Below are 8,027 nucleotides of genomic sequence, written 5' to 3'. Positions count from 1 at the left end.
TTTAATAATTATCTTTTTTTCAGATAAAAATATTTATTTCAAGTTTTACTTTTTCAGTAAAAATTGTAGTAACACACATTCTTATTAACATGGTATACTTCTATGATTGTAAAGAAACTGTAGTAGACATTACAAGCAATAATTTTCACACATAATCTGTATCGCGAAATTAATCGTATTCATTAAATATGCATACGTATAATTACATTATCTTACATCTAAGGTACTAATATTTTCAGTAATGCAAATATTACTATGAAAGTGACAGCAAAATTTTATTTAATAGTGTTAATTAATACCAAACAGAATCTGAGTAAAAATAAGCTCTATAAATAGGAGCGAATATAAACTAATATAAAAGGAATATACAACCATGTCAGAAAATTTGTGCAATAATGACATGGATCCGATCGAAACACGCGAATGGCTACAAGCTATCGAATCGGTTATCCGTGAAGAAGGTATCGAACGCGCGCAATTCCTAGTTAATAAAATAGTAAAACAAGTGAACCCAGATAGATCAGAACCAGAGGCAGATAAAGGTGATTATATCAACACTATTCCTTTCGAAGAAGAGCCTGAATATCCTGGCAATTTAGATATAGAACGTCGTATACGTTCTGCTATTCGCTGGAATGCAGTAATGATTGTACTGCATGCTTCGAAAAAAAATTTGGAACTAGGAGGTCATATAGCATCATTTCAGTCTTCAGCTACGATTTATGAAGTATGTTTTCACCATTTTTTCCGCGCACGTAATAATAACGATGGCGGGGATTTAGTCTATTTTCAAGGCCATATTTCACCTGGAATATATGCCAGAGCTTTTCTTGAAGGTAGAATAACTGAAACCCAAATGAATAACTTCCGCCAAGAAGTGCATGGAAAAGGTTTATCATCTTATCCGCATCCAAAGCTAATGCCTGATTTTTGGCAATTTCCTACGGTTTCAATGGGACTTGGTCCCATAAACGCTATTTATCAAGCTAAATTCCTAAAGTATCTAGAACACCGTTCTTTAAAAGATACAAGAAATCAGACAGTTTACGCTTTTCTTGGCGACGGTGAAATGGACGAACCAGAATCCAAAGGAGCTATTACCATAGCGAAACGTGAGAAACTGGATAATCTAGTATTTATTATTAACTGTAACCTGCAACGTCTGGATGGTCCTGTTAACGGTAATGGTAAAATAATCAATGAGCTAGAAGGTATTTTTAGAGGCGCTGGATGGGAAGTTATAAAGGTAATTTGGGGAAGTCGCTGGGATAATCTTCTGCGCAAAGATACTTCTGGGAAATTAATTCAACTAATGAACGAAACTGTAGACGGAGACTATCAAAATTTAAAATCTAAAAATGGCGCCTATGTACGCGAACATTTCTTTGGGAAATATGCAGAAACTTCAGCGTTAGTGAAAAATATGAGCGATGACGAGATTTGGGCTCTTAATAGAGGCGGGCATGATCCAAAAAAAATTTATGCAGCTTTGCTAAAGGCTAAGCAAATTAAAGGTAAACCTGTAGTAATTCTGGCTCATACTATTAAAGGCTACGGGATGGGTAGAACAGCAGAAGGAATGAATATTGCGCACCAAGTTAAAAAAATAAATATAGAAGGAATCTGCTATTTTCGCGATCGTTTTAACCTGAAAAGTATTATTACTGATGATCATATTGAATCACTACCGTATATTAATTTTAAATATGGTTCTGAAGAACACACTTATCTACACGAACATCGTAAACAATTGTATGGGTATCTACCAAGTCGCTTGAAAACTTTCACTCAACCTCTAGAATTACCTAAAATAGATGATTTCTCTTCTCTATTAAAAGAACAGAAAAAAGAAATTTCTACTACTATTGCCTTCGTTCGCGTATTAAACATAATGTTGAAAAATAAGTCGATCAAAGATCGACTGGTACCAATTATTGCCGATGAAGCTCGTACTTTCGGTATGGAAGGTTTATTCAGACAGATAGGAATTTATAGTCCTAACGGGCAGCAATACCTGCCTCAGGACCGCGAACAAGTAGCATACTACCGTGAAGACAAAAATGGTCAAATACTGCAGGAAGGAATCAATGAACTAGGAGCTGCTTCTTCTTGGCTAGCAGCAGCTACTTCCTATAGTACTAATGATTTTCCTATGATTCCTTTCTATATTTACTATTCTATGTTTGGTTTCCAACGTATCGGCGATCTCTGTTGGGCTGCTGGAGACCAGCAGGCTCGGGGTTTCCTAATAGGAGCCACATCAGGACGTACTACTTTGAATGGAGAAGGTTTACAGCATGCAGATGGTCATAGCCATATTCAAGCGTTAACAGTTCCTAATTGTATTTCTTATGATCCAGCCTATGCTTATGAAGTGGCAATCATAATGCACGATGGGCTTACTAGAATGTATGGTTCTAAACAAGAAAATATTTACTATTATTTGACTACTATAAACGAAAAATATGCCATGCCGGCTATGCCTAAAGGCGTAGAAAATGGGATTCGTAAGGGTATTTATAAACTGGAAATTTCTGAAGATATTAAATTAAAAGTGCAGTTGATGGGTTCAGGCGCTATTCTGCGTCATTTGTGTGAAGCGAAGCAGATTTTGTTTCAAGAATATAAAGTGGGTTCTGATGTTTATAGTGTCACATCTTTTACTGAACTAGCACGCGACGGTCAAGAATGCGATCGCTGGAATATGCTGCATCCAACTGAAACACCGCACGTACCTTATGTAACCACAATATTGAATGATGCTCCAGTAATAGTAGCAACTGACTATATGAAAATATTAGCTGAGCAAATACGCAAATTTATTCCTGCAAAAGAGTTTTTAGTTCTAGGTACAGATGGTTTTGGTCGTTCCGATAGCAGAAAAAACTTACGTCATCACTTTGAAGTAGATACTAGCTATATTGTAATAGCAGCACTTAGTGTATTAGCTAAACGAGGCGATATCAGCGCTGATAAAGTAGCTCAGGCTATTAATAAATTTGGCATAGATGTTAATAAAGTTAACCCAAGTATAGCGTAAGGAAGAGGCAACTTAAATAATGGCTATTAATATTAAATTACCAGATATTGGTGAATATCAAGTAGAAGTTACTAAAGTACTAGTTAGTGTCGGCGATAAAATTACAGAAGAACAATCTATTATTATCGTAAAAGGAATTCTTCCTTCCATAGAAATTCACTCTCCGCATTCAGGATTAGTAAAAGATATTAAAGTTGCGGTTGGAGATAAAATAACTACTGGTAATTTGATTATGATTGTTGATGAAAATGATATTCATACTGCTGCACAGCTAAAAGAGGTTAAAGTTCCAGATATCGGAATTGACGAAGTAGAGGTTACTGATGTTTTAGTAACAGTAGGCGATAAAATAACCAAAGAGCAATCAATTCTTACTGTAGAAGGAGATAAAGTTTCCATGGAAGTACCAGCGCCGTTCGATGGTACTGTTAAAGACATTAAAGTTAATGTTGGCAATAAAGTGAAAACGGGATCAATTATTATGATGTTTGAGGTCAAAGAATGCAGCGATAATGCTGTATCAACTAATATAATGAAGGATCTAAAGATAAACAACAACGTTCATATGCCGGATATTGGCAATGATGAATTAGAAGTAACTGAAGTTATGGTAAAGGTAGGCGATAAAATAACCAAAGAGCAATCAATTCTTACCGTAGAAGGAGATAAAGTTTCCATAGAAGTCCCGGCGCCGTTTGATGGTACTGTTAAAGAAATTAAAGTTAATGTTGGCAATAAAGTAAAAACCGGTTCCATAATTATGGTATTTGATATTGAAAGTACTGCGCCTACTGACAAAAAATTTTCTACTGAGGTAGTTTTAGATAAAAAAAATAAGGTTACTAAGAAGAATCTCGATATTTCTGAAATATCGAGATATGAAAGAAAAAACGAGTTGATTAATAAGAAAGATTATGTTCATGCTACTCCAGTTATACGAAGAATAGCACGCGAATTTGATATAAATCTAGCTCACGTTAAAGGAACGGGACATAAAGGGAGAATTTTACGTGAAGATATAAAAGAATACATAAAAAATACAGTTAACAAAGCAGAAACTACACATGTTATATCCAACTGTCATTCTCTACCGGAATTATTGCCATGGCCAAAATTAGACTTCAGCAAGTTCGGTGAAACTATAGAAGTGGAACTTACTAGAATTCAAAAAATATCTAGTGCTAACTTACACCGCAATTGGATGATTATTCCTCATGTAACCCAGTTTGATGAAGCCGATATTACTGAAATAGAAGAATTTCGCAAAAATCACAATGCAGAAGCGGAGAAAAAAAAATTAGAAATAAAAATAACTTTGCTAGGTTTTATTATTAAAGCTGTTTCTAAAGCTCTAGAAACGTTTCCGCGTTTTAATAGTTCGCTATCTGATAAAAATAACAAACTCATTTTGAAAAAATATATTAATATAGGTGTTGCAGTAGATACCCCAAATGGGTTAGTGGTCCCAGTTTTTCGCAATGTTAATAAGAAAGGTATTTTAGAAATATCCAGGGAATTGGCAGAAATATCAAAAAAGTCCCGTTCTGGAAAGTTAATATCTTCAGATATACAAGGAGGTTCCTTTACTATCTCTAGTTTAGGAAACATAGGTGGTACAGCATTCACTCCTATAGTTAATGCGCCAGAAGTAGCAATACTTGGAGTTTCCAAATCTACTATGAAGCCTGTATGGAACGGAAAAAAATTCACGCCCCGACTAAAATTACCTCTATCGTTGTCTTATGATCATAGAGTTATAGATGGCGCTGATGGTGCCCGTTTTATTAGTTTTATTAATAATATAATATCAGATATTCGTTATTTATTAATGTAACAATAATACATAAAATATTAGAAATACTATTCTATCTAACTCATATGTTAGATAACATCTCTTTTTTATCTTCTAAAAAATTCCGAGGTAACAATGATTAATGAAATAAAAACTAAGGTTGTAGTACTTGGTTCTGGTCCTAGTGGATATTCAGCAGCATTTCGCTGTACAGATCTAGGTTTAGAAACAGTTATAATAGAACGTTATTCTGTTCTTGGCGGAGTTTGTTTAAATGTAGGCTGTATCCCATCTAAAGCATTATTGCACGTCGCTAAAGTTATTAAAGAGGCCAAAGAATTAAGTAACAATGGTATTTACTTCAGCAATCCAAAAATAGATATAGATAAAATACGTACATGGAAAGAAAAAGTAGTTAGTAAGTTGACTAACGGCCTTAACGTTATGTCAACAGATCGTAAGGTAAAAGTGATCAAAGGTTATGGTAAATTTACCGGAACTAACACTATTAAGGTGGAAAACAAAAATGAAATTACCAACATTACCTTCGAGAATGCTATTATTGCTGCTGGATCTCGTCCTATTCAACTACCTTTTATCCCTTATGAAGATCCTAGAATATGGAATTCTACTGATGCTCTAGCATTAATTTCAGTTCCTAAGCGTCTATTAATTATAGGCGGTGGAATTATAGGTTTAGAAATGGCTACTATTTACCACGCTCTAGGATCAAAAATTGATATAGTGGAAGTATCAGATCAAGTTATCCCAGTAGCAGATAAAGACGTTGTTAAAATATTAACTAATAAAATTAATAATAATTGCAACTTAATGTTGGAAACTAAAGTAACTGCAGTAGAAACTAAAAAAAGCGGCGTGTATGTAAGTATGGAAGGAAAAAAAGCTCCAGAAACAGCACAGCGTTATGACATTATACTGGTAGCTATAGGCCGTATACCTAATGGTAAATTACTTAATGCGGGAATAGCTGGGATAAAAGTAGATTCTCATGGTTTTATTCACGTAGATAAACAAATGCGCACGAATGTACCGCATATATACGCTATTGGCGATATAATCGGTCAACCTATGCTAGCACATAAAGGTACTCATGAAGGCCATATTGCTGCTGAAGTTATCGCAGGTAAAAAACATTATTTCGATCCAATAGTTATTCCATCTGTAGCTTATACAGAACCAGAAGTTGCATGGGTTGGTATAACAGAAAAAGAAGCTAAAAAGAAAGGTATTAGCTATGAAATTGCTGTTTTTCCGTGGTCTGCATCTGGTAAAGCAATAGCTTCAAATTACCAAGATGGTATGACTAAACTAATTTTTAATAAAGAAACCCATAAAATAATAGGCGGTGCTATAGTTGGAGTAAATGGTAGCGAAATACTGGGAGAAATTAGTTTAGCCATTGAAATGGGATGCGATGCTGAAGATATAGCGTTAACTATTCATATGCATCCGACGCTACATGAATCTGTAGGTCTAGCTGCTGAAATTTACGAAGGTACTATTACTGATTTGCCTAATATAAAAGCTAAACAAAGAAATAGTACTTAGTTGTTTCACTTATTCTTGAAAGAACCAATTCTATTTCATATTGAAAAAATATATTAAAGATAATTAAATAACTTTAAGAGTTCTTTTAGAAAGTCTTTCTTTTTTAAGAATAGTAATTGTTTTCTATTTGAGACTTTGTTGCATCTATAACTCCTTTTAGCTCAGGAAACTTTTTAAGTATTTTTTTTTCAATTCCTTCTGTAAGAGTATAGTTTACCATAGAACATCCATTACATCTACCTTTAAATTGCAGTATAGCCAGCATATTATCCGTAATTTTTATCAGCTTCACATGACCGCCATGGTTAGCTAACAGTGGATTTATTTGTGACTGTAGCATGTATTCTACACGATCAAAAAGCGTGGCTTCATTACTTAATTGAGGTATTTTTGCATTAGGAGCTTTGAATATTAGCTGAAAACCTAACTTATCAATTAACAAATCTATTTCTGCATCTTGCAAGTAAGATTTTGAGATCTTATCTACATAAATTTCAATTTTATCGAATTTGATTTTTTTGTCAGTTTTTTTAATTGTATCTGGAGAGCAATAAGAAACGCCACATTTAGCATTAGGTGTTCCTGGATTTACAACAAATACACGTATTTGAGATCCAAATTTCTTATTTATTAATAATTTAGCAAAATATTTCTGAGCCGTATCGGTAATAAATATCATAAATAAATACCTAAATTTTTGCAATAAAAGCATATATAAAAATATCAATTATTATACACATTTTTCATATCAATACAAAAAATTACTAATGAAATCTATACGTAAATTAACAATGCGTCACTACTAGCTAATATGTAAAATTATTATTAGATAGCAAGCACCACCATAATTTTCGCACAGACGAATAGCGCAGGGATGGAATAAACTATAATTGGTGATTTATAGAGAAAATATATTCTTGCTTAAATACAAAATATAAGAAAAAAGAACTGTCCAAATGCTATTACTATAAAAAAATCTTTTCCAAGCTAACAGATGAGTTCAAAATTAATAAAAACGTTGAGTTACCTGAAAAAAACTACTGGAAAGTAGTTTTCATAAAATAATATAACAACTGAAAACTAAACAGAAAAAATATTTACTCGTAAAGCTTCACAAAAATTGCTTAAAAAACTCTTATAAAAAAATATGTTTTAGTATGTGAATTCATAATGACAGCTATTGATAATGATATTGCTTATTGCTGCCTTAACTCACTCATAGATGATAAATTAGCGTCCTACCAGTTAGCAATTTGTTTTAAATAAAGCAAGAAAACATCACAAAGGTCCCACATATCTTAATAAAATTGTACGTAATTGGTAACAGTGATGTTTTTGATAAAATTATGAACAGCAAGAATTGATATTAGTATCAGTACTATTGAAATATAGCTGTCTGCTTATTAAATAAATACGCGTAGTGTTGTCCTGTTTACCAACGTCTTCTATTTATAAGAAGAAAATTTTTGCGAAACTATAGCATATATCACAACATGGAATATTATATCACGGATATGTCTATCCTTCAGTTGACATTAATTAATATGACTCATTTTGATAACTTATCAACAACTATAACATAATAGTTGTTTAATTTATTTTTTTTTATCATCAGAAATAGATAAC

General features: G+C 33.1%; 4 protein-coding genes. 3 read left to right on the top strand and 1 reads right to left on the bottom strand.

The window, feature by feature from the left end; all coding sequences use genetic code 11:
* The first annotated feature begins 373 nt into the window (after positions 1–373).
* From aceE to lpdA, 3 genes are all read left to right on the top strand, one after another.
* Positions 374–3,040: a pyruvate dehydrogenase (acetyl-transferring), homodimeric type gene (gene aceE / locus A4A67_RS01620; RefSeq protein ID WP_067569641.1), complete on the top strand. Its 2,667-nt coding sequence runs from the start codon at positions 374–376 to the stop codon at positions 3,038–3,040.
* A gap of 19 nt (positions 3,041–3,059) precedes the next feature.
* The gene (aceF, locus tag A4A67_RS01615) at positions 3,060–4,874 is read left to right on the top strand and encodes a pyruvate dehydrogenase complex dihydrolipoyllysine-residue acetyltransferase (RefSeq protein WP_067569637.1); all 1,815 of its coding nucleotides are present in this window, start codon (positions 3,060–3,062) and stop codon (positions 4,872–4,874) included.
* Between the two features lie 93 nt (positions 4,875–4,967).
* Positions 4,968–6,401: a dihydrolipoyl dehydrogenase gene (gene lpdA, locus A4A67_RS01610; RefSeq protein ID WP_067569634.1), complete on the top strand. Its 1,434-nt coding sequence runs from the start codon at positions 4,968–4,970 to the stop codon at positions 6,399–6,401.
* Positions 6,402–6,504: 103 nt separating this feature from the next.
* Here the strand turns inward: lpdA and A4A67_RS01605 are convergent, their stop codons facing one another.
* Complete coding sequence (locus A4A67_RS01605; protein ID WP_067569631.1) at positions 6,505–7,080, bottom strand: NfuA family Fe-S biogenesis protein; 576 nt, start codon at positions 7,078–7,080, stop codon at positions 6,505–6,507.
* Positions 7,081–8,027 lie beyond the last annotated feature (947 nt).

The organism is Candidatus Mikella endobia (genome assembly GCF_900048045.1).
Lineage (GTDB): Bacteria > Pseudomonadota > Gammaproteobacteria > Enterobacterales > Enterobacteriaceae > Mikella > Mikella endobia.
Note: the sequence above shows the minus strand (reverse complement) of the source record. Positions and strands in the feature narration are given on the sequence as shown.

What these genes read in the sequence shown, in the direction of transcription:
- aceE (WP_067569641.1), top strand. Translation starts at nt 374, where the DNA reads ATGTCAGAAAATTTGTGCAATAATGACATGGATCCGATCGAAACACGC.
- aceF (WP_067569637.1), top strand. Translation starts at nt 3,060, where the DNA reads ATGGCTATTAATATTAAATTACCAGATATTGGTGAATATCAAGTAGAA.
- lpdA (WP_067569634.1), top strand. Translation starts at nt 4,968, where the DNA reads ATGATTAATGAAATAAAAACTAAGGTTGTAGTACTTGGTTCTGGTCCT.
- A4A67_RS01605 (WP_067569631.1), bottom strand. Translation starts at nt 7,080, where the DNA reads ATGATATTTATTACCGATACGGCTCAGAAATATTTTGCTAAATTATTA.